This window comes from Tsukamurella soli, from assembly GCF_039541155.1.
Taxonomy (GTDB): Bacteria; Actinomycetota; Actinomycetes; order Mycobacteriales; family Mycobacteriaceae; genus Tsukamurella; species Tsukamurella soli.
On the sequence record NZ_BAABFR010000230.1, the window covers coordinates 1 to 1,549 of the forward strand.

Annotated in this window: 2 protein-coding genes and 1 pseudogene; all 3 read right to left on the reverse strand. The window is 75.9% G+C overall.

Annotated features, from left to right (window positions below):
- On the reverse strand, nt 1–883 hold an 883-nt coding region (locus tag ABD908_RS27280; RefSeq protein WP_345002034.1), incomplete at its 3' end, for a PPE domain-containing protein.
- A gap of 2 nt (nt 884–885) precedes the next feature.
- Complete coding sequence (locus ABD908_RS27285) at nt 886–1,194, reverse strand: PE domain-containing protein (RefSeq protein ID WP_345002036.1); 309 nt, start codon at nt 1,192–1,194, stop codon at nt 886–888.
- A 98-nt stretch (nt 1,195–1,292) separates the two neighbouring features.
- Nucleotides 1,293–1,549: pseudogene (locus tag ABD908_RS27290) on the reverse strand (hypothetical protein); the annotation flags it as partial.

The following is a 1,549-nucleotide window of genomic DNA, read 5'->3' on the forward strand; positions in this document are numbered from 1 at the left end:
CCCCCGCGGCGCCGAGCATGGCCGGCGCGAGTGGCATCCCCCGCCCCAACGGCTGGGACGTCCCCTGCTGTGGGACCGCGACCGACCGCGCAGGCGGCTCGTCGCGGATCAGTGCCGCCGCCTGGTAGCCGGGCAGGGGTGCGGCCGGAATCGCCGACGTACCCACACCGCCGGCCGTGCCGCCCGCACCGCCGGACGCCCGACCGCCCGATGCAGGCCCGCCTGTCCTGCTCCGCTTGTCGCGCGTACCGGACGCGGCCCGTGGCGGGGCGGTGAATCGATGCGGGCGCGCCGTACCGCGCGCCGCATCCTCGTACCCCTCCATGACGGCGACCGCGCGCAGGTGCGAGTCGCGCTCCGCAGTCTCGAGCCGCGCCAATCGCCCTGCCAGAACGCCGCCGTCCGCCAGCACTGAACGCTCCGCGAGGGTGCGCTCGGCACGCAGCGCGGTGAGCTCGCCGGATCCCGGCATCGCCAGCGCCGCGGCCTCGTAGGACGCCGCCTGCGCAGACAGTGCCGCCGCATACTCGGCGAGCTCCGCGCCGTGCCGGGCGAGCCATCGCGCGTATTCGCGAAGGCCGTCGCTACTCGTGGCTCCGACTGCGCCCGAACGGGATTCGCCGCGGTGTAGGCGCACCGCAGCGTCGAGCCTGCCCAGCGCGCGGTCGAGGTCCACCGCCGCGGTGGCGTAGGCGCCCGCCAACCGGCCGTACTCGTGCGCGGCGGCCCGCAGCGGACCGGATCCATTGCTACCCAGCAGATCTGCCGACAGTCGTTCGACGGGACGAGCCGCCCAGTCGACGCCGGTCCACCGCGCCGCCGGTTCCGACCCTTCGCCCAGGACGCCACTCCGCTGCTGCGGCGCCAGCTCTCGCGCCCGCACCGTCAGGCCCGGGCGGTGAGGTGTTCGGCGGTCTCGGCGTCCCGCCGCGCCACGAGCTCGGCGTGCCGGCCGACCGCGTGGGCGAGGTCGGTGAGGTCGCGCAGCACCGTGGCGGACACGGCGCGCTGCGCCCGCCCGGTCTCGTCGACCGCGCGCGCCACCCCGGTCGACACCTCGTCGTACCCGGCGGCCGCCGGTGCCGTGCCATCGGCCGCCCAGCGCTGCGCGTCCCGCAGCGTGTCGGCCATGTGGGCGAGCGCGCGGGACACCTCCCGCATCTCGCCCGGTTCCATCTGCAGCGTCGTCGTCACCGTTGATCCACTCCCCCCGAAGTTGCTCTCATTCATTAGACGCACGGCCCCCGCGATCGGTTCCCAAGCGAGCCGGCCGGATTCGCAGGTGCACCCACTCAGAGGCGCAGCTCGATGTCCGGCCCGTCGTCGGCGACCGCAACCGGCTCGGCGTCGCCCACCACCTGCGGGCCCACCGACGGCAGCCGGCCGAGCAGGTCCGATCCGTTGTCCGTGGTCACCAGATAGTCCGGGGCACTGTGGTCCCCGTTCTGGGCCGGCCGCGCCCCGGCGCCCGCGGCACCGAGCGGCATCATCGCCCCGCCGGACCGCGCCACCGCCTCGGCCGGGAGCGTGCGGGCCCCGGCGTCGACGG